Raw genomic sequence first — 25,877 nt, 5'->3', positions numbered from 1 at the left:
TCTTTTTATTCTACGATTAATATCCTTGTTCTTTCAATTTCTCTGCCTCTGCATCGCTGATCCATTCATACATGGTGATGAAGGTTCCTACGTTGCCGAAGCTTGAACCATCCTTGTTGTCTACACTCATGGTGACATACTGCAATACATAGTTCTGGCAGGTGTTATAATAAGAGGTATAGAGAGAAGGCTGGCTGATGCGCAACTTGCCGTCTCCATAGATGGTACCGAACGCCTCGCCGGTTTCACCAGCTATCTGGTCGTCCATCTCTACCTTTGGCTCAAGAATGTTCTTGGTATTGAACTTCAACTTCAGGTTGTAGCCCTTATAGTAAACATCTTTCAGCAGAACGGTATTCTCCTCGCCTTCCACTACCTCAGTCTTGATCAGACGGTTGGTTACGTTGTTCAGATACTGACTGTAGAAGGTAGATGTTACCATACACCAGCCTGAGAAGTTGTGGATATCGAAAGGACAAGACTTCTGCATTACCACGTGGGCATAGTCCTTATAGAGATCTGTCCAGTTATACTTCTCCGGAATCACCAGTTTCAGGGTGAAGCCGAGCGAGTCGGTCTTGCCGATGTTATCATAGATACCCTGAACCTTCACATTTCCTACCATCTCGCCCGCCTTGATTGTAACGGTGTTGTTGAGGATGCGGTAATGCTTACCCTCGATGGCATTGCTCTGCTTGTCTACTACCTCCACGCCGAAGGTGCGGTCGTAGTCAGCTTTTTCGGTTGCAGATACAGGCACATTGAATACCTCATTGCTTTCCTGTACAGCATACTGATAGAGCGTATCAGAGAACATGATATGACTCGGACCAGCATAAGTGGTATAATCCTGTGAACAACTCACAAGAGCGATGAGTGCAGCTACGGCTGCCAAACATCCCATCATTATTTTCTTCATGATCGTCTCCTTATTTTATTTGTTACTTTCATTAGGCTGAATCTCAGAACCTGGAGCCTCAAGCTCATGCTGAGGAATTGGCCAGACAAAGAGAGGGTCGTCCTTTTCAACCTTCAGACTGCTCTGCACGAAGTTGGCAGCAGGCTGGTCGGCAGCCTTACGCTCAAATCCCTTGTGCCAGCGCTTGAGGTCGTTCAGACGGAAGCCTTCCATATAGAGTTCCTTCACGCGCTCTGCCTCGATTATCTTCATGGCGTTGCTCTCGCTCATCGAGGTGTTACCACCATATGAAGAGTAGCGGGCTGTACGCAAGGTAGAGATGTCCTTACCTGCCTTACCATAGTCCTTCTTCATGGCGTAAGCCTCAGCACGTATCAGATACTGCTCTGAGAGACGGAATACCATTGGCTGGTGAACATGCAGGATATTGTTGTTCAGGAATTCCGCATCGCCGAAATACTTGCTCAACAAAGGCCACTGCAAACCGTGCTCATAACCTGTTACACGGGTTGTGAAGATGGCTGCAGCACGGAGGTCATTGGCGTCGAATGAGTTGATGACCCATGTCTCAGGCACATAGTCTGGACGATAAGTTACATAGTTGTAGTTATCGAAGATGGTACCCAGTGCACCGCCATAGCTGTTCACGGTAAAGCCTACCTTCCAGATAGCCTCACGCGAATCACCATAGGTCCAGATATACTTGTAATCGTTCACCTGGTTTGTATAGGTGTTGGAAGAAGCCTTCTCCAATGTATAATACTTACTGCCGATTACCTTAGATGCATATTTGATGGCATCATCGTATTTATGCATATATAAGGATACGCGCGCACGCAAGGCATGACAGGTATACTCGTTGAAGTAAATCTCATTGTAGAGACTTCCAGTGAAGTCTTCGTCTACCTTCAGATACTTAGCAGCCTTGTCAAGGTCTCTCAATACGAATTCGTATGATTCCTTCAGAGTGGCTCTTTTCTGTGGCTCATTGCCGTAATAGTGCTCTGTGAGTACAACGCCGAGTTCCTTCTCTGCCTGCTCATCGCTATCGTAAGCCTTGCAGAAGCACTTGATCAACTCTGAATAAGCCAGGGCACGGGCAAAGTAAGCCTCGCCCTCACACTGCTCCAGCTTGTCGAGCTCCTTATCACTGTTGGTGTTTGCCTTTACCTTATCTACATTATCGAGCAGGAAGTTGGCATTGTTGATAACACCATAAAGGTCGGCATATACCGCCTCGATGTCGGTGTTGGTAGCCTTGATATCTTTCCAACGGTAGATATCGCCATAGGCATTAGAGTAGCCCTTCACGCAGTACACGAAGTCTGCCTGCAGATCTGGCAGGATTGTCAGATTGCCCGAATAGAGGGCGCTGCTCTTGAAACTGTCGTAGATACCGTACACCAGCTTGTCTATGTCGCCCACCGTGTTGATAGCCTGGTCCATGCGGATAGAATCCTCTGGATACTTATCAAGACAGGAAGACATCGAGAGGGCTAGGATTCCCGACAGGATGTATGTCTTTATATTTTTGATATTCATTTTTTTCTCCTTTCTTGGTTAGAATTGCAATTCAACACCCAGAGTAAACTGGCGTGATGCCGGATACTGTGCCTGGTAAATATTGGATGAAACCTCAGGATCCAGACCGTTGAAACCGGTTACGGTGAAGAGGTTCTGTGCCTGACCGTAGATTCTGACCATAGAGAAGAAGTTGGTCTTGCGCAACAGACTCTGTGGCAATGAATAGGACAGACTGAGATTCTTCAGACGGAGGAACGATGCATTCTCCAAGAAGCGGTCGTCAAGCTGGGTTACCTCGCCCCAACGTGGGATGTCGGTAATATCGCCAGGCTGCTTCCAGCGGTCGTACAACAGACGGTTTGACTGGTTGTAAGCAGTACCGAAGGTTACACCGCTCTCCTCGAAGTAACGGTCGTTGTTGATGACGTAGCGTGTACCAATCCAGCTGAACTGGGCAGAAAGCTGCAAACCTTTCCAACGGAAGCTTGTACCGAAACCGCCCATCCAAGGTGCATCATAGGTCTTGCCTGTCATCACCTTGTCGCTCTCACGGAACTCGTTGGTCACGTTGCCATCCTTATCATACCAGAGCTGCTCACCATTCGCTGGGTTCACACCGGCATAACGGTTCAGGAAGAACTCGCTTACTGAGTGACCTACCACATACTTCAAACCGGTGGTTGAGTTTACATACTCGGTTACACCGTTATAGAGTTCCTTCAATCGGTTCTGGTTGTAAGATACGTTGGCACTTACATTCCAGGTGAAGTCGCGTGTGCGGATTACATCACCGTCAGCGCTCAGCTCGATACCCTTGTTAGCCATCACACCTACGTTCTTCCAGCGATAGCCCTCGCCGGTAACGGTGTAAGACTCAGGAACGCGCATCAGCATATTGGAGGTACGCTTGTAGTAAGCCTCGAAGCTGAAGTTGATTCTGTCGAGGAAGCCCAAACGGAGGGCGAAGTTGTTTGCCCATGTTGACTCCCAACCCAATTCCTCGTTACCACTCTGTGATGGAGAGAAACCGGCAGTATTATCGTAGTTGGCACCACCAGAAACCAAAGCCAGATGATAATAGTTAGGAATCTCAGAGTTACCCGATGTACCGGTACTTACGGCAATCTGGGCTGTGCTGAGCCACTTCATATCCTTCAGCCAGTCGGTTGACTTCACGTTGTACATGAAACCGAGCGACCAGAATGTACCCCAGCGATGTTCCTTACCGAAACGTGAAGAAGCATCAGTACGCAGAGAGAAGTCGGCATAGTAGAGCTCCTTATAGTTATACTCGCCACGCATGAAGAATGACAGGTAAGAGTAGTCAGAAGATGAATCTGCCCAGCGGCTGGCACGTGTACCTGATGATACGTTGGTCAGGAGATCGCTGGTCTGACCCTTGGAATATACCTGGAAACCCTCTGAGTGGAAATTGACAGCCTCCTGACCCAGCATCACGTTGAACGAATGGATATCGTTCAGGGTGAAACGGTAGTTAGCCGTAGTGGTCTCTGTCAGGTTGATGGCATCGCTGCTCTGGCGTGCCGCAGTACCCTGTCCGTTATTTGAAGAGAGACTTGGGAACGACTGGAGGAACGCTGTAGAATGGGTGAAATCGGCACCGAACTGAGTACGGATAGTCAGATTCTCTATCGGATAGATTTCAGCATACATGGTAGAGAGCACCTTATATTTCTTGTTCTTGATAGGATTCAAGCCCATGTAAACGATAGGGTTCTCGCTGGTTCCAGCCCAGTTGCCTGCAGCAAGTGAAGCCAGACTGCCATCCTTTGCGTATGGATTCCAGTAAGGCAGCATGAATCGGCATGCTGAGATAGGAGTAACGGTATTATAGCTACCGTCGTCAGCCTGCTGAGCCTCCTCATAGGCAGCCATGGTGTTGGTACCTACCTTCAACCACTTGCCTGCCTTTACATCAGCATTGGTGCGGATGTTGTAACGGCGGAAGGTTGAATTCTGTGCGATGCCGTCCTGGTCGTAGAAACCACCAGAAACATAGTAGTTCAAGCGGTCGGTAGCACGGTTGATAGAGAGTTCGTAGCTCTGCAGCGGAGCGCGGTCGTTGAACACCTCGTCCAGCCAGTTTACGTTTACTCTTGAAAGGAGATTGTAATCCTTACCTGTATCCAGACCTACTTCTTTCTCAAACTGGATACGCTCGTCGGTATTCATCATTTTCCAGTTGGTCTGTGCCAACTCAGAGAAACCATACTGTGCACGGAGCGTAATCTTCGCCTTGTCCATTGCCAAGCCTCGCTTGGAAGTGATGACAACCACACCATTGGCAGCACGTGCACCATAGATAGAGGTAGAAGAGGCATCTTTCAATACAGAGATACTTTCGATGTCGTTAGGACTCAAGGTATTGAAATCAGAACTTGAGATTGGCACGCCGTCGAGGATAAAGAGTGGCGACTTGCCGGAGTTGATAGAGTTGGTACCACGGATCTGGAAGGTAGCCGCCTTGCTAGGTTCACCCGAAGAAGAGATGACCTGCAAACCAGTACTCTGTCCCTGCAAAGCTTGGTCGAAGCTTGCCGCTGGCACATTTTCTATCTTTTCAGACTTTACGGCAGACACGGAACCCGCAATGGTTCCCTTCTTTCTCACGCCATACGCCACCACAACCACTTCATCCATCATCTTGGAATCCGAAGCAAGGGTGATGTTGAGCGTATTTGTCTGCGCTTTCACAACGTGCTTCTGCGTAACGCAACCCACATAAGAGTAGGCAAGCGTAGCCTTCGAAGCACCCTTAATTTCGATGGTATAGTTACCGTCAATATCGGTCACTACGCCATTTGATGTTCCCTCTTGCATAATGGTCACACCAATCATCGGTTCGTTGTCTTCAGCAGACACGACTGTACCCTTGACGCTGAAACTCTGCGCCAAGACCGATTGGATAGACAACAATACAAGTGAGACAAGTAAAAGAGTTAATCTTCTCATCCTTGTTTGTTTCAAGTTTACTAATTAATAATTATTATTTTTTTCTCATTTTTTTCTCGTTTGGTAAAAGCCGAAAGCACTCAGGGCGACACTTCGCCCCTCCATTTATACATTCTTTCACTAATATGCACGCATGGAAATACCTATTTAACTTAAATCGGTGCAAAATTACGAATATTTTCTTATTTGCCCAAGATAATCGCTTAAAATTTAAATGTTTGATATGAAATATCTATGTTTTTTAGCATATATGTTCATAAATTTAGTTAATTGTCGATTTTTTGTCACATCCGATTACAGTTTGCAAAACCAAGTTCAATACACACTTTTTTTTGTTTCTATGTAGCCGTTTTCATAAAGCTGAAATTACGTCCCGACGTAGCTTGTACTACGTCGGGACGTATCTTTTGCTGCGTCGGGACGTAGCAAATGCTACATCGGGACGCATTTTTTACTGCATCGGAACGTATTTTCTTCCTTTGTTGCCAAGTAAAAATGTGGCATTAAGTTAGAGACTGAAGTTTCGCATGTGGTTCAAGTACGGGCTGAAGGCCCAAAAGCTCCAGAAGCAGCACGCCCTGAAAGGGCAGAAGCTCCTAGCCCAGGGCATCGCCCTGGGTATAATGGCAATCAGCAAGGCGCCCTGTAAGGGCAAAAGCTTAATGTTTTGCCTGGAGTTTTAAAGCTTTTGCCCTTACAGGGCGACAGGTTTGCGTCCGTAATTACCCAGGGCGATGCCCTGGGCTAGGAGCTTCTGCCCTTTCAGGGCGTGTGGGCGAAGTCAGCTACCGCAAGTAGCTCAGTCAGCTGATTCAAGTAGCTCAGTCAGCTGATTCAAGTAGCTCAATCAGCTGACTCAAGTGGCTCAATCAGCTGACTCAAGTAGCTCCGTCAGCTGACGCAGATATCTCGACAAGCCGAAGGATACGTCTCCATTAGCCTACGGAGTCGTATCCGTAACCCAACGGAGTCGTATCCGTAACCCAATGCAGCCATATTCTTAACCCCACGCAGCCATATCTATAGGCAAACGGAAGCACATCATTTATTTACCTCTTCACCTTCATGTATTCCGTAGGAGTCATACCATACTCCTTGGAGAAGCATTTGGAGAAATAACTGCTGTTGGAAAAACCAACGGTATACATCACCTCGGAAACACTGAACTTACCCTGGCTCAGGAGCTCGGCAGCACGGCTCATACGCATCTCACGGATATACTCTACAGGCGTACGGCCCGTTATCGCCTTCGTCTTGCGATACAGCTGTTTGCCACCTATGCCTATCACATCCTGCAACATCGAAACATTGAAGTCAGAATCAATCATGTGCTTCTCTATCGCCTCATTGATCTCTTCGAGCAGACGCTTGTCTGCCGCATCCAACTCGCTGACATCTACTTCCTTCTTCTCCTCTTCAGAAGACTCAGAGCGTGCAGGAACTGGTTCTGAGGATGATGACTCAGACTCAGATACAGGCGAAGCGGATAATCCAGTGGCAACAGTTGATGGCTCCTCTGGCATCTTCACATTCAGGTAGCGGACCATCAGAGCTGTCACCTCATCAAATGAATGATGAGCTACGGCAGCCTTCAAATCTTCCGTCAGACGGTTGAAGAAGTCCATACGCATCTGTACCTGTTCCAACACCTCAGCCTTCTGCTTCTGGGCATCAGCCAGTTCCTTGCGCAAGAAATACCAGCTTACCAGCCATGCCACAAACACGATGAGTGCCGTGATATAGAAGAGCTTGCACCACCAGGAGAGATACCAAGGCGGCAGGACGGAGATATCGAGCGAATAAACCTCGGCAGCTATCTTGCCTTCGCCATCCACGGCATGAACCGTAAGATGATAATCGCCATACGACAAACCATTATAGGTGATATCGATATTGCCGGAGTTCAGATAATGCCAGTCGTGGTCGCTGCCTTCGAGTTTGTAAGCATAAACGGCTGAAGGATGATCAGCAAAAGGAAGGTCGGTGAGCTGCAGGGTGAAGTTGTTCTCATCACTCTTCAGTTTCAGGATTTCTCCACGCTCCTCACAAGCCTGTCCGTTTACGATGATTCCAGCCAGCATCAGGCGAGTAAACTGCTTAGGCTTCTGTGCTACATCGGAACTGATTGCCACATAGCCGTCATTGCCGCCCATCATTACCTCATGAGTCTGTCTGCTGTAACAGATGTTGAGCGGCACAACAGAAGGAATCATGAAACGCTGGCTCTCGCCCTGTGGATTGATTACGCAGCATTCATTGCCCGATACCACCCATATCTTGCCTTCCACATCGCACATGGTACTTACCTTGCCACCAATCTGCCATGTCTTGGAAGAGAAGCTGTTACCCAGCACAGAACCGGCTGCATAATAACAGGTTACCGAATTGTTATCACCCATCCAGATATTGCCTTTGCTGTCTGCCATCAGATAGTTGACAACATCAGAGTTAGCTACCTGCACCACCTTCATATCGTTCGGATTGATGCAGTCGAGACGGGTATAGGTAGAAACCCAAATCCTACCCTTTCCATCCATCACCATCTGACCGACATGCAGACCAGAGAGCGCATTCTTTCCCTTATCCGAGTAATGCCAGTCGGCTATGGTCTTGCCGCTCAGAAGAGCCGCCTTATCCATCACGAAGACACCGCCCTGATAAGAACCCATCCATATCCTGCCCTTCTTGTCCTGGAGAATATCGTAAGCCCAGGCAGTAGAATACTTGCCACTCTTATCGTAGACGATGAAGTTGCGCATCTGACGGGAACTGCGGTCATAGAAGTTGATGCCATGGTCGGTACAGATCCATACATCGCCGTCATGGTCTTCATAAATCTTGCGTACACGGTTATGACTCAGCGGGAAGGCAGAGCTGTTCTGCTTGTACCATGCCACATTCTGATAACCTTCAGCATTCCGGGTGAAATGAATCAGACCGTTGGTACCGCCCATCCACCATTCGCCGTTACGGGTCTGGAGCATGGCATGGAGACAGTTGCCCTCACCCGACATCGTAATCTTATCGAGCGATACATAGCGGTAATAGGTATGGGTAGTGAGACGGGAGAGTCCATTGTCAGTACCCACCCATACATTCTGCCATTTATCTACAAAGCAAGCCCAGACGATGTTGTTAGGAATAGAAGCATCATCGCGGGAATCGTGGATATAATGGGTGATGGCATTGGAGAGTGCCATCTGATAGAGTCCGTTATCGGTTCCGATATAGAGATTGCCGGCAGCATCTGTAGAAAGACATTTGATGGAATTGCCGTTCAGAGCTGGAATCTGTGAGAAGTTCCTGAGCTGCAAATCGGCACAATAGAGAGCGCCCTCGGTACCAATCCAGTAGCATCGGCGCTTGGCATCATAGGCGAGCGCATTGACCAGCGGCTGTTCTCCGGCACGGAGCGGAATCAGTCTGCTGCCGAGACGCAGACCAGCAAGCGAACCTACGAGCAAGCCTCGCGGAGTAGAGAGCAAGGCATAGACATCGCCACCGAAGTCAGTCTTACCACCCTTGATATCGAGCACACGGAGTTCCTTCAGCTGCTTGCGCTTCGCCTCATCGGCAAAAGCCTTCATGGCTGGTGTTTCGGCATATTGATAAGATTGCGTATCGAATTTCAGGATGCCGTTGCCAGTAGCCAGATAGAGCATCCTGCCCTCGAAACCGAGCGCATTGACACGCGTATTACTGAATGTATGTTCCTGAAAATGGCGGTAGCCATGATAACCATCATAGCTGTAAAGACCGTTATCGGTTCCGAGCCATATCATTCCATCACTGTCCTGGGTAATGGCACAAACGGACTGAGCACCTTCAAGGGAGGTGTTAACGAAACGCTGCGCATGGATGGCGAGCGAAATAAAGAGCATAGCAATTGCCATGCTGATGCGGTTTATAGGTTCTTTTGACTTTTTCATGTGTGCAAATTTACACAATATTCATGATAACGCCAAAAAATATCGGAGAAAATTTATAAAAAAAAGAATCCCCTGGGAAAAATAGCCGCTGCTATTCCCAGAGGATCCGATATAAACTATATACTTTATAACCAACTGAAATCTGTCTCAGTCTTCTTATATTGCCTGGAGCGTAATCGACTTTTCGATATTTCGCTTGCTGTCTTTTACCTTCAGGATGATGTCGCCCTTCTGCTTGCTGCTCTGTACGATGACTACGAGTTTGCCGGAGAAGAGTTTCATCTGTGGCAGGGTGAACGGTTCGAGCGATGTGGCATCGCCGTTGCAGGCTGCCTTGAAAGTGCCGGCACCACTCACCTCGAAGGTCAGTTCGTCATCGGCAAGCGGACATTCATTGCCGTCCTTATCCTGCAGACTCACGGTGATGAAGGCAAGGTCGTTGCCATCGGCATTCAGAAGCACATTGTGCTCATCGGTACAACCTTCTACCATACAGGCAATAGGCTCATGATCAGGTGTTTCTACGCTGAACTTCATCTGTGCAGGCTCGCCGGCAGTACGCTTCACGTCCTCGCCAACCTTGTCGCCATACTGGTTGTAGGTAACCACGCGAATCTCACCCGGTTCATACTTCACATTGTTCCAGCGCAGACGGTAGCGGTCGAGGCGGCTTGACTTGTCCTTGCGAACCCTGCCCTGACTCTTGCCGTTGACGAAGAGTTCGCCTTCCACACCATCGGTGTAGCAATATACAGGGGTAACCTGTCCTTCTCTGCCCTTCCAGTTCCAGTGAGGAAGAAGATGGGTGGTATGCTGCTGCTCGTTCCAGCGGGCACGATACATATAGTAGCGGTCCTTTGGAAGTCCGGCAAGGTCGCAGATGCCGAAGTAACTGCTGCGGCTTGGCCAGTAGGTATCGTATGGAGTCGGCTCGCCCAGATAGTCGTAACCGGTCCATACAAACTCACCGATTACCCAACTGTAGTCATCCTGCATCTTCCAGTCATCATCCGGAAGATTGCTCCAGGAACAGTATTCGGTATCATAGCTTGAGCACTGACCATCAGGATAGGTAGCCTTATCACTTACTACTACCGGGAACTTGTATACGCCACGGGAGCTGACCGTAGAGGCAGTTTCAGAACCGAGGAGGAAACCCTGAGGCAACTGCTCAATATTCTTATAATATTTATGTACGCGATAGTTGAAGCCCGGCACATCCATCACCTGGGCAAAGCCGCTCTTCAGGGCATCTTCTGCCTTATCCATACCCTGGGTTACAGGGCGGGATGGGTCGTACTGATGACAGATATCCTGCAGATGCTTAGCAATCTGCACACCCTCCTGGCTCCACTGTTCAGGAATCTCGTTACCGATGCTCCACATCACGATGCTAGGATGGTTGCGGTGGTGCTTTACCAGATTGGTGATATCCTTATCGCTCCACTCCTTGAAGAAGTTGGCATAGCCGTTCTTGCATTTAGGATAAATCCACATATCGAAACTCTCTGCCATGACCATCATACCGAGGGAATCGCAGAGTTCCATCTGCATGGTAGAAGGCATGTTGTGGGCAGTACGGATGGCGTCGCAACCCATCTGCTTCATCATCTTAATCTGACGGATAAGGGCTGCCTTATTCTCTGCTGCGCCCAATGGACCGAGGTCGTGGTGCAGGCAGACACCCTTCAGTTTGCGGGTAACGCCATTGAGTTGGAAACCATATTCCTTGGATACGGCAATGGTGCGGATACCGGTCTTCAGGGTCTGCACATCAGCCACCTTCTTTCCTTCATATCGGGTAAGCTTTACCTGATAGAGGTAAGGAGATTCCGGAGACCAGAGCTGAGGATTTGCTACCTTCAGAGTAGTCTTGATTTCAGGATTGGCACCTGTGACGGTCTGCTCGGCAACCTTCTTGCCAGCCTCATCCAACAGAGCTATGACGGTTTTGCCCGACTTACCAGTCTTTCCTTCCAGCAGCGCATTTACTTCTACTTCAGCTTCCTGCTTATCAGCCTTCAGGGTACGGACGAAGGTATCCCAGGTAGAGAAGTTTTCGTTGCCATAGAGTTCTACGGAAACCGGACGGTAAAGACCGCCTCCCGGATACCAGCGACTGCTTTCCTCTACATTATTAAGATGTACCTCGATGAGATTACTCTTACCAAACTGGATGAAAGGTGTGATGTCGATGCGGAAGGCATTGTAGCCGTAAGCCCACTTGCCTGCCTCCTTGCCATTGACGCTGACAACAGGCTGGCTCATGGCACCGTCGAAGACGAGTACGGCACGCTTATAGCCCTTAGGAGCCGTCCAGTTCATCTTATACATACCCTCTCCTATCCAAGGGAGAGCTCCAGAGCGTCCCGACTTCTCGGTCTTCTCCTTTTCGCCATTCTGCTCGATAGCCACCATCTGCAGATCCCATTTCTTATCGAAAGGACCCGAGATAGCCCAATCGTGCGGAACAGCTACCTGCTGCCACGCCTTACCATCACGGGAGAAGTCCCACGATGGCAAAGTGATGACTTTTCTGCTCTGCGCCTGGCACAGCGTAGTGAGTGCCAGGGCAAGAGTCATGAAAGTAATGCTTCTCTTGATCATATTGCTATTTAATATTCTTATTTATATGCATTGAATACGGCAGTTGGTTTGCCGCTGTTGTCGAACGCTCCCTTGGTATATGCAGACCAACCCAGAGTGGTATAGTTGGCTGGTTTCCAGTTGTTGTAAACTTCTGGTTCCCAATAGAAGATACCCTCGCAGGTAGAGATTGCCTTGCAGCCATCCACCATCTTCTTCATCATTGGCGCAGCCTGGTCAGAGCCCCACCACATACCGATTTCAGAGATGATGACGTCCTTGCCATACTTAGAAGAAAGAGTCTGGATGTTAGAGAGACAACTCTCTGCATAACTCTGCCAGTTATCATCTTCCGGATAAAGAGAAAGTCCGATGACATCCCATTTTCCACCATTTTCTTTCAACTTATCGTAAAGCCAGGTAAGTCCACCAAGGTCCTGACCTTTATCTACATGAACGATGACCTTTGCCTGTGGATAAACCGCCTTAACAGCATCATAACCGGCGTTAACATAAGCAGCAAAGTTGGCAGCATTCTTTGACGCTTTACCAGTTACGGCCTCATCGCTGTTGAAGAGCATTCCGTCGCGGGTTTCATTACCCACCTGCACCCACTCTACGTTGGTTACACCTCTATCCTTCAAGGCTGTCAACACATCCTTGGTATGATCAGCCACAGCCTGTTTCATCTGTTCAGCAGTATAGCCCTGCCATGCAGCAGGAACTTTCTGGTTGCCCGGGTCAGCCCAGGTATCAGAATAGTGGAAGTCAATCATCAGACGGAAGCCGAGCTGCTGAGCACGCCAAGCCTTGGCGATGACATCATTCTTGCCACACCAGCCACCTTCCGGATTTACCCAGACACGCAGACGGATAGAATTGGTTCCCTCTTCGCGGAGGAGCTTCATGCATTCTGTTGCCTTGCCATTCTGATTATAGAATTTCACACCATCCTTCTCCATCTCTGTGAGCCAGGAAACATCGGCGCCCTTGGCGAAGCCACTCATATCGTATGTCTTCTCCTTTTCGGGAGTGATATTATCATCATTGCTGCAACTTGTGCCCGTAATAGAAAACAAGAGTGCTGAAGCCAGCAATATGGCTTTTCCAAATATATTCTTCATTGTTATTTTTCTTATTAATTATTCATATTTCCATGTCATGGTGTTGAGGTCGGCGGTAACGGTAACTTCACCACCAGTTACATCATCCTTGAACCAAATGTCCCAACAGTCACTAGCTGTTGACAATTTAAAAAGATCGCTTGGATCAGAACCATACCAAGTCTGCTTGTCGTCCTTGTTTTCACCTACGAAGATAAATCGGAAGTTCTCCCAAGCTGTTGGCTTGTACTTGCAGGTATAAACGCCATCACTCACCTTGTTCATCACGGCAAGAAGGGTGTTACCATCCTTGCTGAACATGCAGAGAGTATTGCTAGCCTCTGGCTCAGGATTTGTCTGATCGCCCGATACGATGGTGTATTCCAACTGGCTGTGCTCACCAACCTTCACGGTTATGGTATAAGTACCCGCCTTGGCAATATTTACGCTACCAGCTGTTGCTGCATCTGTCATCTTGCCATCAGCCAAAGTATAGTTCAATGTCTTCTCAACGGCTGCAGCATCTTCTGTACCAGTAGCCTTGCTGTACTCGGCACCTGTAGCTACAATGCTGACTGGAGTATTATCGGCTGTGGTTGTAATCACCTTGGTCCAAGCATAGTTAGGAGCATCATAGGTCATATCTTCACCATTCAACTGCATCGACTTGATGTAAGTTGGCTTAAGTTCCTTAGCTTTTGTATCAAGAACTGTATAATAAATACCTGTCTGACCTGGGAACCAGATGTTCCATGCAGACTCAGTATTATCCATTTCGTACACATGACCATCCTGTCCTACATTACCCCAAATGGTACCATCATTTTCCTTACCCCAGATATGGAACCAAGAAGAGGCATTCATATAGCCAGAATAAACTCCATCAGAATTAGGAGAATAGAGTTTGGTCAGAACTTGATCCTTTTTCTCATTCAGGATATTGATGTAGCTCATATCAATGAGGTATGGAGTAACCTTTACCTGGCAGACATTGCTGTAAGCGGCATCAAGATTACTACCCATCAGACTCTTGATACGGAAATAAAGAGGTGAACTCACATCAGGAGACAAGCCGAGATCCTTGGCTGCAGCATTGAGATCAGCACCGGTGAAAGCCTTGGAAAGGTCGGTTACGGTGTATTCCTTTTCTGAAGTAAAGTTCTCTGAGGCTGATACCTGCAGATAAGTTTTCAGCACTCCACTGCCCGCAGGCTTGGTTTCATCGCTCGAAAGCAAGGTAGGATTCTGCCAAGCCAACGAGAGGACAACGTCCTTACTGTTATCTACAGACAGCTTCACATCGGATGCCGATGCCATCAGATCGGATGCCTTGAAGCCATCCAGATATATCTTGTCGCCACTCTCGTCGCAACTCACCAGGGCGGTGAGTGCGCAGAGAAGCATCATCAGGTTTCTAAATATCTTTTTCATTGTTATTTGCATTGTAATTTAACATTCAACACTCAACATTCAACATTGAGTTAATAGTTGTCGTTATGAAGATTTGGATTGGCGGTAAGCTCGGTGTTAGGGATTGGATAGATGTTGTACTTGCTGTCAACAGCCTGTCCATCGTGGGTGCCACCCTTCCACTGCCAGATGTACTTGTTGGTTGTGAACTGACCATAGCGAATCAGGTCGGTACGGCGATAACCTTCATGATAAAGCTCACGGGCACGCTCATCGAGGATGAACTGGAGGAAGGCATCGTCGTTGGCAAAGTTGCTTGCCCATACATCAGAAGCATGAGAGCGCTCACGAAGCTGGTTGATCCAATAGATAGCACCCTGCTTGCGGGAAGCAATCACGTCAGGATCTGCAGCATCACTACCACCAGCCCAGTTATCCCAGTCATTATGCAGACGAACCACGCACTCGGCATACATCAGATAGACATCAGCCAAACGGAAGAGAGGGAAATCGGTTTCTACACCTGCATCAGCAGTATTAGATGCTGCCGTAGTACCATCATCCTTCAGGTTGCTCCATTTCTCTGAGAGATAGCCGGCGGTTTCTGTAGTCATGCTGGAAATATCCTTGCTCTGACCATTGGTAAAGAACTTGCAACGCTTGTCACCATTGCCATCAATATCGGTCTGGGTAAACTTATCCACGAACTCAGGACGAAGACGGAATTCACTCCAGCCGGCAGTTACACCATAATCGGCTACATTCTGGTTGGCATTTGACTGACTTACCTGTCCACAAACCAGATAGGTAGAAGAACCCCAGCTTACAGTATGCTCAGCACTTACCGGCAAGGCGAAGATAATTTCGTTGGTACGCTTGTCGTTATCTGCATTGAAGAGCTTGCTGTAATCATCTTCCAGGGAGTAGCCCATGCTCATCACCTTCTCACAAGCCTCCTTGCACTCGGCATACTTGGCAACGCCGGTATAAACCTCGCTGTTCAGATAAAGCTTGGCAAGCAAGGTATAGGCAGCACCCTGAGAAGCCTGACCGTAAGGACAGGTGGATGCAGGAAGCATATCGCCTACACAATCCTTCAACTCGCTCTCAATATAATCGAATGTCTGCTGTGGAGTATAACGAGGAGGAATGTAGCTGCCCACAGGGTCGTTCTCTGTCACCATCGGAATGTTGCGATAGAAATCGAGGGCATGGTAATAGAACAGAGCACGCATAAAACGGACTTCTGCCTTATACTCCTTCATCTTCTCTGCATCAGCACCCGAGAAACTGGCACTGTTGGCATTGCGCAGGAACTCGTTGCAGAGGGCGATGTTGTAGTAGATGCGATAATACATATCTGATACCCAGGCATCGTTGGCATCCCAAGAGAGATAGGTAAGCCCCGTAGTCTGCTCACCTGTCAGCCAGGTAGAGGCAAATTCATCGGTACCACACTCCTGCATATTGATAAACATACGCATGTAATCGAAACCACTACCATTGTTCAATACGGATTCCATATCCTTATTATCGCCGCCCTTGCCCTGACCACTGGTCACCATGGCAGCGTAAATCTTGCCCAGCACAGCCTCGTAATTGGCAAGCGAGGTATAAACATCCTTAGAGGTTGTCTCTGTATGAGGATATTGGTCGAGATCGGAAACACAGCTGGTTGTGCCTGTCAGCACCGCTGTTCCCATCATCATACTATATAATATATTCTTAAGTTTCATTGTTATCTGTTTTGATTGTTAGAACTGAAGTCCGAGGCTTACTGAGTAAGTGCGAGGACGTGGATAGAATGAGTTGTCCATTCCGTTTGGCACCTCAGGATCTGTACCAGAGTAGCCGGTGATGGTGAATACATTCTGTACCATCGCAGATACGGTAAGTGAAGCCCACTTGTTGATCTTGCCTACATTGTAACTCAAACTCAGGTTGTCGAGTTTCAGGAACGAAGCATTCTCTACGTAGTAATCAGAGAGATACTGACGGGTCTTGAAACCTGTCTTCAGGAAACTGGTGTTGAGGTTGTTGAGCTGTGAGTTGTTGTAGCTTACTGTCTCGAAAGCACCTGTACTCATACCCATGCCGTTGTATACATAGTTGTCGATGTTGGCACGGAAACTCATACCGAGTGTCAGCTGCTTGTATCTCAATGATGTGCTCAAGCCCATGATGTACTTAGGGGCTGGAGAATGATAGCGGTAGAGATCTGACTCATTGATTTCGCCATCGTTGTTGAGATCGGCATAAGCACCCTCGATAGGCTTGCCTGTCTTTGAGTCGTAGAGCTGATGATATACATAGAACATGTATGGCTCATATCCCTCAGAGAGTACCTGGAACTGGTAAGCATCGATAGATGGACCTACCTTCACGTTGGTCTGGCTTCCACCCTTTGTCAATGAAAGGTTCTTCACCTTCATGTTCTGCCAGGTAAAATTGTAGCTCAGGTTCCACTCCCAATCCTTGGTCTGGATAGGGGTTGCATTCAGAGAAACCTCGATACCCTTGCTGTCTACATTACCTACATTGGTAAGGATAGTCTTTGAGAAGTTGGTACCTGCTGCTGTTGGTACTGATGCCAACAGGTCCTTGGTCTTACGGGTATAGAAATCGATGGCACCACCGATACGGCCATCCAGGAATCCGAAATCGAGACCGAAGTTCCAGGAGGTTGTAGTCTCCCACTTCAGGTCCTCTACGTATGCCTCAGGACGGTAAGTATTGATATACTGTCCGTTGATGAATGCTTCGGCACCTGTCACGCTGTAGGTATAAACCGGCAGATAGTTGTAGTTGCCGATACCTTCCTGCTGACCGGTAACACCATAGCTGGCACGGAGTTTCAAGTTAGAAAGTACCTTCTGGTTCTTCAACCAAGGCTCTTCTGTCAAAGTCCAGCCCAAAGCAACAGATGGGAAAGTACCCCAACGGGTATCCTTAGAGAAACGGGAAGATGCGTCTCGACGAACGGTAGCCGTCAGGAGATACTTTCCATCGAATGAATAGTTGATACGTCCGTAATATGACAACATTACATGACGGTAATCTGATGCCTTTACGGTTGACAGGTTTGTGCCTGCCGCACTTTTGGTATAATAAAGAGGTGTAGTACTCTTCCAATACTGGTAGTCGTAACCGGCTGTCAGATCTACATTACTCTTGATATCTTCGAAATATTTTGCATAGTTGGCATAGAGGGTAAGCAAGCGGTTCTCGTTCTTCTGAGGGCCATACTTGTAATCGCTACCGCCCAAAGACTCATCCTTGTTGTAGCTCTGTGCTGCGTAGGCAGGAACATAAACGGTTCCATCGCCCTTGGCATAGTCAGCACCCACGGTAGCATGGAGCTTGAGGTCTGGCAGGAAATGAACCTTGTAATCTACATCCATCGAACCGATGAAACGGCTCACCTTACTCTTTGAATCATACAGGTCAACCAGACCGCGAGGGTTTCTTACACCTGCATTCACAGGATAGCCATCAGCATCGAGTGCCTCGTTGTAGCCACCATATTTGTCGTTGCCGGAATAAACCGGGATGGTTGGGTTGAATGTGGCAGCTGCCCATACGGCACCACCATTATTGAATGAGTTGTTATTGAGGGTTCCCTTGGCATTGATGGTCAACTTCAGGTGATCCTGGAAGAAGCTAGGAGTCAATACCACGTTACCTGTCCAGCGCTCTACATTATCTTTGCGAACCAGACCGCTCTGGTTGTAATAGCCTACAGACACACGGAATGGCAACCACTTGTCGATGCTGCCGCTCACGCTGAGGTTATTATCTGTACCGAAGGCAGTGCGGTAAACCTCATCGTTCCAGTCGGTATTGGCTGTACCAAGCAATGACTTTTGGTTATCTGTACCATACTGGTTGATGACATTCACAAATTCATCACGGCTCAGCATATCTACCATCTGCGCACGGGTCTGCAAACTGTTGGTGGTATTGAAGTTCACCTTTACAGCCCCCTGCTGTCCCTTCTTGGTGGTAATGATGATGACACCGTTAGATGCACGGGAACCATAGATGGCTGTAGAAGAAGCATCCTTCAATACAGTCATGCTCTCGATATCAGAAGGGTTGATCATGCTGAGGAAGTTGCTGCTGTTACCCGAGATACCACCCTGCTCCAATGGCACACCATCGAGCACGATAAGCGGGTCGTTGCTGGCATTAAGAGATGCACCACCACGCACACGGATGGTACTACCGGCAGAGGCAGAACCACTGTTAGACATAATCTGCACACCCGAAACCTTACCGTTGATCAACTGTTCTGGAGAAGAAACGAGACCTTTATTAAAGTCCTTCGATTTCACGGTAGCTACGGAACCAGTCAGGTCACTCTTTCTTGCCGTACCATATCCGATGACCACGACATCAGCCAGCGCCTTGCTGTCAGATTCGAGTTTCACCTTCATATTGTCTGAGATAGAAAGTACCTTATCAATATAACCGATATAAGATACCTTGATCTTCTTGGCTGAAGAAGATACCTGAAGACTGAAGTTACCGTCAAAATCAGTAACTGTACCGCCCTTTTCGCCTTCCACCATGACAGTGGCGCCAATCAGAGCCTCACCATTCTGCGCATCAGTCACCTCACCTTTGATGGTTCTTGTCTGCGCCAAGAGTTGCAGACATCCGATGACGAACAATGCCACGAGAAGCAAACTTCTCTTTGCTAAATTCTGGATTGCGTTCATTGTTTTACTTTTAGGTTGCGTTTTACGTTTAAAATTGTTTTCAGTTGCAAAAGTAGGGAAAAAAGAAGAAAACAGCAGATAGATTTAAGACAAAAATAATGAAAAAACGGACAAAAGCAAATCTTTATCTCGCTTTTGTCCGTTTTGTCATTAAAGAGGCAGGAATCTTTATCGGATTCATACCTGATATCTCGCCAGTAACAACTTTCCTGTTAGAAAATCACCTTTTCTTTAGAAAATTACCTTCTTCACGCTTACATGTCCATCATGGTTCACCTTCTTGACGATATTGATACCTTTCTGAGGTGCTGAAAGACGGGAACCTGCCAAATCATAATACTCTATGCGAGAGACTCCAGCTTCTGATGCCTTTTCTGCAAGAGAGATGCCTGTAGTAGCACCTGCCATTTCCTTTCCTTCTGCATCGTAGGTCTTAGCTGTGCTGTAGTTCTTGATGGCATGATCGAATTCAGACATATCTACCGTAGGAAGTGCAGAAGTATAAGCCTTCCAGATTTCTACCTTACCTGCACCAGAATACTTCTCGCAGATGGCAGGAACATCCACTGTCTTGTCGAGATAATGCTGGGTGTAAGAAGAAGCGGTCTGAGTAGGAACCCAATCGGAAGATGCTAATGTAACATGACTATTAATCTTTGCTCCATCAATATTATCATATCCAGTCAACAGGTTGGAGCATCCCTTGAATATCACATCATAGCCATCAGCCCTGTTAACATGTAGCCCCTTTTCACCCTTCGACATGACAGGAGACTTCGTATTTTCAAAATAACAAGCCTCAATGTAACCTGTTGCCTGGTCGTTAAGACGATAACCATCCTGACACTCCTTCATATAGTTATTATAATAATGCATATGCCCACCTCGCTGTTGAGGAAGACGGGAGCCTTGGATGTTGTTGAAGAAATTGTGATGGAAAGAAATAGTACGACAACCATCATAAATATCGCTATTACCTTTACCAAAGAGACAGCTCTTGTCATGGTCGTGGAAATAGTTATAACTGAAAGTCATCCACTGCACATTGTTCTTGCAGTCGAGCAAACCATCATAGCGGTCTTTATTGGCTGCACCACCATTGAAAAACTCACAATGATCTATCCAGATATGTCCACCCCAGTCGGTCTTGGCACTTACCTTATCTGCCTGGATTCCGATGCAGTCAGGGTCACCCACTTCTACCTGTGCTCCATTACGCCAAGCCACAATCTTATTCTCACCTGTTCTGAGCACAGGAACGCCCTTCATGGTGAAACGGCAGTTACGGATAATAATGTTATCAACCGACTGCATCACGAAGGTGATATGAGAAAAGAGAGGAGCCTCACCTGTTGTTGGGTTCACCACGCCAATCAAAGTCTTGTTAGGAGCAACCATAATGCGCTCGCCATAGACAGACTCTACGCCAGACTTACCACTCTGGTCGTCAAGCAAACGACCGGTACTCAGATCATCCACATAGCACTTGATGCCTGTAGTAATATCATGATCTACGATAACAAAGTATGGGTCTGCTGCCTGGAGATAGGCCTGCAATTGAGAGAAGTTGTCAGCCTTCACCACCTTACCACCGGCACCACCGGTAGTTCCTCCGACACGATACCAGTTGGTACCAGGAGTACCTTCATAGGCAGCGAAGCCATCCAAAGAGAAGTCACGACCATCCTGGGTCTGTGCATTTGCCATCATAGAGAAGCTACAAAGCAAAGCAGAAGCCAAGAGAGTTTTACGACAAACAGCCTTAAGCTGTGCAGAAAAAGTAGAGTTTGTTTGTTTCATTTTAGATAAGATTAGTTTTTGTTTCTAAAAAAGGGCTGTCCTCTTCAAGAAAAGACAGCCCTTGAAATTATTGTATACATCCTTCCCTCATCGGGCAAAACACATTCATTATTCTGTTACAGGTACAAGTTTGATGAGATATAAAGACTTAGAACCAGAACCAGCCTTGGCTATAGAATGATCACCTACCTCAAGAGTTACAGTAACAACGCCCTTGGTTGTATCACCAGTAACATCAGCACCATCAATCTTTAATTTTGCCTTTGTATCACCAGTATAACAAGTCATCTGCATTTTTGCTGTTGTCTTAAAAGATACTGTACCTGCAGAAGATTCTAATTTGAGGTAATCATTATAAGTATTTCCATCTACAGTTACCCCAGTTGTACTATTTTTAAAGTTTCCCGCTACAGTAAAGCTACTATTAGAAGCCTTACCTCCAGCAAATGAGCAAGTTACTGTACCCTCGATAGGAGTTACTGTGCTGCCACCTTCTGAACCACCAGTAGAGCCGCCAGTGCTACCACCTTCGCCAGAACCACCTGTCTCACCACCAGTGCTTCCACCTTCAGTAGAACCACCTTCGCCTGTTGCATTGCTCTCACCGAACACTTTAACAACACCAGAAGTATAAGCGTCAAGAATACTTGCCAAAGCAGGCCATGGCTGCTGATGACCATTTGTTACGACTGTCTCATCAGGAATAACGAAATCAATGTCACCATGATTCAAACGACCTGCACCATAGAAGCCTTCTACGATAGAAGGAACATCTTCTGCCTTATCAGCAGCGTATGCATACATGAGGCTTGAGTTGGTATCGAAGTTATCATAAGAAGTACCACCTACCAAAGTCTTTACGCTTGAAGGAACCTGCTCACTTGGATCAGAAACCTCGTAGGCATCGAAGCTTGTATTGTTTTCTGCGTATGGGATATAGCTGAAGTTGTCTGGCTTGTTGGCAAATACATTGCCGTATGCCTTAATCAAACCACCTTTCTCACCAGAGAAAGTACCATCACCCTTGGCATCAGTACCCTGCAGAGAACTCATGATAGGACGCTTGGTAGCATCAAAGTAGTTAGACTCCATGAACACACTTGAGCCCGATGTTGCACCAACACCATAAACATCATTGTGCAGATAGTAGTTGTTGTACATGTGAACACTCATGGTACGAATACGGGCCATACGAGAGTCAGAATGGTCGAACCAGTTGTGGTGATAAGTGATATAGTTAGGGCCACTTTCACTCGTCATACCACACATAGAAGCCTTACCATTATCCCAGAAACGGTTGTATGCTACAGTTATATACTGGGAGTCACCCTTGATATCTACAGTACCATCACCCTTAGCCTGGTCAGCAGCGCCACCCTTCTTACCATAGAAGAGATCCATGTTGTGAATCCATACATGAGAGTTATCAGTATCAAGAGACATGGCATCATCCAGGCAACGCATGATAGCAAAGTTACGGAACTCTACACTCTTGGTATTACGAAGCAAGAAACCAAATCCATATACAGTAGCATCATCACCGACTCCTTCGAAAGTCATGTTCATTACAGAGTGAGCACCCTTACCTTTAATCTGCAAACCTTCTGCAGAACTTGAAATTTTGTCCAAGTCAGAAAGGCTTACCTTACCGATGATTCGGAAGACGATAGGAGTTGTATCCTCACCCTTTTGATAAGCATCAATAATAGCCTGAAGACCCGTAATAGTCTCTGGCTTGCCTGTATTAACTGTTGTAGAAACGGTCTTAGCTGTCTTGGCTGTAATATAGAGAACCTTAGCACCAGCCTTCAAAGTACCATCATTATTATAAGCACCTACACCAGCATACTTGAAATGAGCAAAGCCCTCACGGTTGTAGCTCTTTACTACCAAGTTAGAAGCTGTATTGGCACCAGCAATCTCTTTACCTTCAGCATTTACAGGAACAACTTTTACAGAATAAGTGCCTTCCTTCAAACCGAGAACATCAGCACGATAGTAAGATTTATACTGACGAACCAGCTGAGCATCAATCTTCTTGTCATCTACATATACATTATAAGAAGAAGCGCCCTCGAATGGAGCCCACTTCAGGTAGGCAGACTCCTGCCAGCCCTTTGCCTCAGTAATCTGAATCACACCTGCCGGATTGTCAATATCACCACTTTCGCCCTGATCGGCCTTCTTAGCAAATCTGATGGCTTGAACTGAAGCATTGTACTCATCATTCTCTGAACCTGATTTAGGTGCGATGATTGCCTTATCACCTTCGAACTTCACACTTGTCAAGTCTGCAGTATTATAATACTTCACATCACCCGACTTGGTGGTAACATACATCTGGTTCACCTTGCTGTTACGAGCCACGGCATTGGTAATCTTGTCGGTAGAACCAGGAGTAACGGTAGATCCGCCACCTACAGTCTCAACCTTGATGCTATAGATATTCATACCACCACCATTGGTTTTCAACACGACATCACCATCAGCTGTTACAGTTCCTACGTTGGTAACCTGATCAGTTGTTGGGGTACCAAAAGAACCAGAAACCGAAATCAGGTTAGTAGCATCCAAGCAACGAGCAGTAGAGGTACTACCAGTCTTGCAGCTAACAGTAACTTTCTGACCAGCCTTCAGACTTGGAATAATCAAAGAAACACCATTACCGTTCAATTCCAAGCGAGAAGAGCCATAGTTCAAGCGGACTTTTGCTTTTCCTTCGGTTTTATCAGCAGGAGCACCAGCAGTAAACTTCAAGCCCTTAGCATAAGCCAATTCTGAGCCATTTGCTACAAGAGCTTCATTCTCCAAAGCTAAGGTATAGCCGTAGCGATCAGTTCCCAATACCCAGTTGGCATCAGCTGCACATAAAGCATTGTCAGCCTCGCTCATTGCACCAAATGTCCATGTCTGTGCCAAAGCTGCACTCAAACTCATCAGGAGGAGTGCCAAAGTAAATACCATTTTCTTCATTTTGCGTTCCTCCTTTTTTACTTGATGATTACTTTCTTACCATTAATAATATAAACACCCTTAGACAAACCCTGGAGGGAAGAACCTACATACTGGCCCTGAAGGTTATAAACCTTACCTTGCAATGCCTGCTTAATGCCTTCTACCTGGCTGATGCCGGTAGTTTGATAAGTGAAAGAAAGGGTTACGAGCGACATGTCTGCCTGATCAGATGTATTATCTGCATACTGAAGAACAACATTGTCGCCATCGAAGGTAATCTCTGAGACAGTCTTTTCTATGAGCAGACCATCAATCTTAACCGTCTGTTTGCTGCCGGCAAATGTTGCCGTAGATAACATTGCAGCCAACAATAATAAATAAGCTTTTTTCATTTTGATGAATGTTTGTTAGATTTATTTTTTGGTTTGTTTTTGAATTTTACAATGCAAAAGTAGTGAAAAAATATCTATTCTAAAACATCCTGACACATTTTTCTTACGCAAACGTTTTCATAAGTGTAAAATGGAATATTATAAAAAAGGGCATAAAAAAAGACTGAATCCTGTTACGAAGATTCAGTCTCATAAAGAAGTGGTACCACCAGGAATCGAACCGGGGACACAAGGATTTTCAGTCCTTTGCTCTACCAACTGAGCTATGGCACCAACTTTTACAAATCGCGATTTATCATTTGCGGGTGCAAAGGTAATACTTTTTTCTGGTTCCTGCAAATTTTTCGGGAAATTTCTTTCAAAAAAAGATAAAAAAGTCTATTTTTGTTGGTGTTGTCCATTATTTAATGTACCTTTGCAGCAGATATCGGGATTTAGCGCAGTTGGTAGCGCACGTCGTTCGGGACGATGAGGTCGCTGGTTCGAGTCCAGTAATCCCGACCAAAAGCCGTCAGATGTGCCGTAAGCACTGAGGATTTGCCTAGGTCGTGGCCAAAATGGTCGGCGAGATTTCGGTTTCACAAGAACTAAAAAATCCGTAAGCCTATGAAGTTTTTAAAGGATTTTTTTTATATCAATTACCATGAACGGCGAGCATTACTCGTAATCCTAACCCTGCTCGTTGTCAGTACCACAATGATTTTCATTGTAGGTTCTAAAGAAACTATGCCCTCAGAAAAGCAACAAGCCCATAACGATAGTATCATCAGACATGCCACGCGGCAACAGCCAGGCTATTATGACGAAGGACTTCAGTCGAGCGAAGTATTCGCCTTTGACCCCAATACGGCAAGCCAATCTGATTTCCAACGGCTGGGACTGGAATCATGGCAAGCCAGAAACATCATCAAATATCGAAATAAAGGAGGTATCTTCAGGACACCTAGAGACTTTGCACGGGTTTACGGACTAACCAAGAAACAATTCGAAAAACTGCTGCCCTTTATCAGAATTGGTAAAGACTACCAGCCGGCTGCCAACTTTTACCCAAGAGAAAGATACAATTACGGCTATCAAGAGACGGCTATAAGAACCAGAGAAGAAAGGAAGAAAGACTCTACCCAATACAGTTATCCACGAAAACTGAAAGAAGGTCAGTATATCAACATCAATTCTGCTGATACGACCGAACTGCAGAAAATTCCCGGCATAGGCTCTTACTATGCCAGAAGCATCATCCGTTACAGAGAGCGGTTAGGCGGTTTCGTTTCCATGAGCCAGATACAAGAAGTGGAAGGCGTGCCCGAGACAGCCCTCCACTATATGAATATTGATGCAAAACATATCCGGAAAATGAATGTCAACCAGCTCAGTTTAGCCGAACTGCGCAAACATCCTTACCTGGACTTTTACCAGGCAAAGGAAATCGTAAACTACCGCAGAACCCATGGTCCGCTGAAAAGTGCTGAAGAGCTGCGTCTCCTCAAAGACTTTCCACCTGCCGAAATAGAAAGAATCAAGCCGTATCTTGCCTACTAGGGGCAAGATAGCCTGTCTGCAAGTTT

At 46.8% G+C, this 25,877-nt stretch carries 13 protein-coding genes and 2 tRNA genes; 2 read left to right on the top strand and 13 right to left on the bottom strand.

All coding sequences use genetic code 11. The annotated features are described in order from the left end of the window. Positions 1–16 precede the first annotated feature (16 nt). The 13 genes from KUA46_RS14185 to KUA46_RS14125 form a co-directional block, all read right to left on the bottom strand. On the bottom strand, positions 17–919 hold the full coding sequence (locus KUA46_RS14185) for a DUF4984 domain-containing protein (protein WP_218487135.1): 903 nt from the start codon (positions 917–919) through the stop codon (positions 17–19). A 15-nt stretch (positions 920–934) separates the two neighbouring features. Beyond that, positions 935–2,461, bottom strand: a complete 1,527-nt coding sequence (locus KUA46_RS14180) for a RagB/SusD family nutrient uptake outer membrane protein (RefSeq protein ID WP_218487136.1) — start codon at positions 2,459–2,461, stop codon at positions 935–937. Between the two features lie 18 nt (positions 2,462–2,479). Beyond that, positions 2,480–5,416 carry a SusC/RagA family TonB-linked outer membrane protein gene (locus KUA46_RS14175; RefSeq protein WP_217325808.1) on the bottom strand — a complete coding sequence of 979 codons (2,937 nt, stop codon included), beginning with the start codon at positions 5,414–5,416 and terminating at the stop codon, positions 2,480–2,482. A 1,049-nt stretch (positions 5,417–6,465) separates the two neighbouring features. Beyond that, positions 6,466–9,345, bottom strand: coding sequence for a two-component regulator propeller domain-containing protein (locus tag KUA46_RS14170; protein WP_218487137.1), 2,880 nt, complete (start codon positions 9,343–9,345; stop codon positions 6,466–6,468). 156 nt (positions 9,346–9,501) lie between these two features. Next, positions 9,502–11,952 (bottom strand): glycoside hydrolase family 2 TIM barrel-domain containing protein, encoded by a 2,451-nt coding sequence (locus KUA46_RS14165; RefSeq protein WP_256625042.1) that lies wholly within the window; start codon positions 11,950–11,952, stop codon positions 9,502–9,504. A gap of 17 nt (positions 11,953–11,969) precedes the next feature. Further along, entirely contained in the window at positions 11,970–13,055 is a 1,086-nt protein-coding gene (locus KUA46_RS14160; protein ID WP_218487138.1) for a glycoside hydrolase family 53 protein, read from the bottom strand. 18 nt (positions 13,056–13,073) lie between these two features. Beyond that, positions 13,074–14,465, bottom strand: a complete 1,392-nt coding sequence (locus KUA46_RS14155) for a DUF5114 domain-containing protein (protein ID WP_218487139.1) — start codon at positions 14,463–14,465, stop codon at positions 13,074–13,076. Positions 14,466–14,515: 50 nt separating this feature from the next. Further along, a complete protein-coding gene (locus KUA46_RS14150; protein WP_256625043.1) occupies positions 14,516–16,180 on the bottom strand; it encodes a RagB/SusD family nutrient uptake outer membrane protein in 1,665 nt (554 codons plus the stop codon). An 18-nt stretch (positions 16,181–16,198) separates the two neighbouring features. Continuing rightward, positions 16,199–19,165: a SusC/RagA family TonB-linked outer membrane protein gene (locus KUA46_RS14145; RefSeq protein WP_218487140.1), complete on the bottom strand. Its 2,967-nt coding sequence runs from the start codon at positions 19,163–19,165 to the stop codon at positions 16,199–16,201. A gap of 231 nt (positions 19,166–19,396) precedes the next feature. After that, positions 19,397–20,965 (bottom strand): hypothetical protein, encoded by a 1,569-nt coding sequence (locus KUA46_RS14140; RefSeq protein WP_218487141.1) that lies wholly within the window; start codon positions 20,963–20,965, stop codon positions 19,397–19,399. 108 nt (positions 20,966–21,073) lie between these two features. Further along, entirely contained in the window at positions 21,074–23,938 is a 2,865-nt protein-coding gene (locus tag KUA46_RS14135) for a pectate lyase (protein WP_256625044.1), read from the bottom strand. Between the two features lie 17 nt (positions 23,939–23,955). Then, on the bottom strand, positions 23,956–24,312 hold the full coding sequence (locus KUA46_RS14130) for a subtilase (protein WP_218487142.1): 357 nt from the start codon (positions 24,310–24,312) through the stop codon (positions 23,956–23,958). Between the two features lie 200 nt (positions 24,313–24,512). Then, positions 24,513–24,585, bottom strand: a tRNA-Phe gene (locus KUA46_RS14125). Positions 24,586–24,740: 155 nt separating this feature from the next. Here KUA46_RS14125 and KUA46_RS14120 point away from each other — a divergent pair. Both KUA46_RS14120 and KUA46_RS14115 read left to right on the top strand, forming a co-directional pair. Continuing rightward, a tRNA-Pro gene (locus KUA46_RS14120) sits at positions 24,741–24,816 on the top strand. A 192-nt stretch (positions 24,817–25,008) separates the two neighbouring features. Further along, complete coding sequence (locus tag KUA46_RS14115; RefSeq protein ID WP_218487143.1) at positions 25,009–25,851, top strand: helix-hairpin-helix domain-containing protein; 843 nt, start codon at positions 25,009–25,011, stop codon at positions 25,849–25,851. The last annotated feature ends 26 nt before the right edge of the window (positions 25,852–25,877 follow it).

This window comes from Segatella copri, assembly GCF_019249765.2.
Taxonomy (GTDB): Bacteria; Bacteroidota; Bacteroidia; order Bacteroidales; family Bacteroidaceae; genus Prevotella; species Prevotella copri_K.
Note: the sequence above shows the minus strand (reverse complement) of the source record. Positions and strands in the feature narration are given on the sequence as shown.

Bases quoted from the DNA above. Each gene is read 5' to 3' on its own strand.
- KUA46_RS14185 (WP_218487135.1), bottom strand. From the start codon at position 919: ATGAAGAAAATAATGATGGGATGTTTGGCAGCCGTAGCTGCACTCATC.
- KUA46_RS14180 (WP_218487136.1), bottom strand. From the start codon at position 2,461: ATGAATATCAAAAATATAAAGACATACATCCTGTCGGGAATCCTAGCC.
- KUA46_RS14175 (WP_217325808.1), bottom strand. From the start codon at position 5,416: ATGAGAAGATTAACTCTTTTACTTGTCTCACTTGTATTGTTGTCTATC.
- KUA46_RS14170 (WP_218487137.1), bottom strand. From the start codon at position 9,345: ATGAAAAAGTCAAAAGAACCTATAAACCGCATCAGCATGGCAATTGCT.
- KUA46_RS14165 (WP_256625042.1), bottom strand. From the start codon at position 11,952: ATGATCAAGAGAAGCATTACTTTCATGACTCTTGCCCTGGCACTCACT.
- KUA46_RS14160 (WP_218487138.1), bottom strand. From the start codon at position 13,055: ATGAAGAATATATTTGGAAAAGCCATATTGCTGGCTTCAGCACTCTTG.
- KUA46_RS14155 (WP_218487139.1), bottom strand. From the start codon at position 14,465: ATGAAAAAGATATTTAGAAACCTGATGATGCTTCTCTGCGCACTCACC.
- KUA46_RS14150 (WP_256625043.1), bottom strand. From the start codon at position 16,180: ATGAAACTTAAGAATATATTATATAGTATGATGATGGGAACAGCGGTG.
- KUA46_RS14145 (WP_218487140.1), bottom strand. From the start codon at position 19,165: ATGAACGCAATCCAGAATTTAGCAAAGAGAAGTTTGCTTCTCGTGGCA.
- KUA46_RS14140 (WP_218487141.1), bottom strand. From the start codon at position 20,965: ATGAAACAAACAAACTCTACTTTTTCTGCACAGCTTAAGGCTGTTTGT.
- KUA46_RS14135 (WP_256625044.1), bottom strand. From the start codon at position 23,938: ATGAAGAAAATGGTATTTACTTTGGCACTCCTCCTGATGAGTTTGAGT.
- KUA46_RS14130 (WP_218487142.1), bottom strand. From the start codon at position 24,312: ATGAAAAAAGCTTATTTATTATTGTTGGCTGCAATGTTATCTACGGCA.
- KUA46_RS14115 (WP_218487143.1), top strand. From the start codon at position 25,009: ATGATTTTCATTGTAGGTTCTAAAGAAACTATGCCCTCAGAAAAGCAA.